Source organism: Embleya sp. NPDC005575, from assembly GCF_040605455.1.
Classification (GTDB): Bacteria; Actinomycetota; Actinomycetes; order Streptomycetales; family Streptomycetaceae; genus Embleya.
The window spans coordinates 1-1,292 of sequence record NZ_JBEXCV010000357.1; the positions used below are offsets into that span (position 1 = coordinate 1).

Annotated in this window: 1 protein-coding gene; it reads left to right on the plus strand. The window is 74.1% G+C overall.

What is annotated here, in order from left to right; translation table 11 throughout:
* Nucleotides 1-72: 72 nt before the first annotated feature.
* The coding region (locus ABZS54_RS43000; protein ID WP_355548937.1) for a fused MFS/spermidine synthase at nucleotides 73-1,292 on the plus strand (1,220 nt) is incomplete at its 3' end.

A 1,292-nucleotide genomic window follows, 5' to 3' on the forward strand; every position in this document is an offset into this window, starting at 1 on the left:
GAGAGAGAATTATTGGTTCGAGCGCATACCTTTGCTCTTGGAGTCGATGCTGCGCAAGGCGTCCTGCTCGCCGTGCTGGTCTGTGCGGCGTGCGGGCTCATCTACGAACTGGCGCTGGCCGCGCTCGGCGGCACGCTCGGCGGCGACCCGGTGGTGGAAACCTCGATCGTGCTCTCGGTGATGGTCTTCGCGATGGGCGTCGGCGCGCTGGCCGCCAAACCGCTCGCGCGCCGGGCCGCGGCGGCGTTCATCGCCGCCGAGATCCTGCTCGCGATGTGCGGCGGGATGTGCGCGACCGCGCTGTACGCCGCCTTCGCCTGGTACGACGTCTACCGCTGGCCGATGATCGCCGTCTCGGCCGTGCTCGGGCTGCTGATCGGGGCCGAGATCCCGCTGCTGATGACGCTGGTGCAGCGGATCCGTCCACAGGAGGCGGGCAGCGCGGTGGCCGACCTGTTCGCGGCCGACTACGTGGGCGCGCTGATCGGCGGCCTGCTCTTCCCGTTCCTGCTGCTGCCGCACCTGGGCCAACTGCGTACCGTGCTGCTCGCGGGCGGGGTCAACGCGATCGCGGGCGCGTTCGCGGTGTTGTGGCTGTTCCGTGTCGATCTGCGGCCTCGGCTGCGGGTGGGCATGTACGCGGCGGTGGGCGCGGTGCTCGCGCTGTTGGCAGGTACCTGGCTGTACACGCCCGCCTTCGAACGCGCCGCGCGCGACGCGCTCTACGAAGGGGACGTGGTGTCCGCGCGCGAGGACGTGGTGCTCACCCACACCGGCGCCGGCCCCGAGCTGTACGTGGACGGTGAACGCCGGGTGACGGCTCCGGGGGCGAGCGAGGCCGCCCAGGCGCTCGTGCACCCCGCGATGGCCGGCCGGCACGAGCGGGTGCTCGTGCTCGGCGGCGGCGACGGGCTGGCGCTGCGCGAGGTGCTGCGCTACCCGGCCGTGCGCGAGGTGCTGCTCGTGGTCGCGCGCGTGGCCGAGACCGCGCCCGCGCGCACCGATCCGGTGCTGCGCGCGCTGGCCGGCGACGCGTTCGCCGATCCGCGTGTGCGGGTCGTCGGCGCAGACGCCTTCGCGTGGGTGCGGGCCGCCGCGGAGCGCTTCGACGTGGTCGTGGCCGACCTGCCCGGGCCCACCACGGGCGCCGCCGCGCGGCTGTACACGCAGGAGTTCTACGGCCTGACCCGGACCGTGCTGCGCCCGGCCGGCCGGATCGTGGTGCACGCACCCGCGCCGGACGCGCACCCACGCGCCTACTGGTGCGCGGAGGCCGGCCTGCGCGCCGCGGG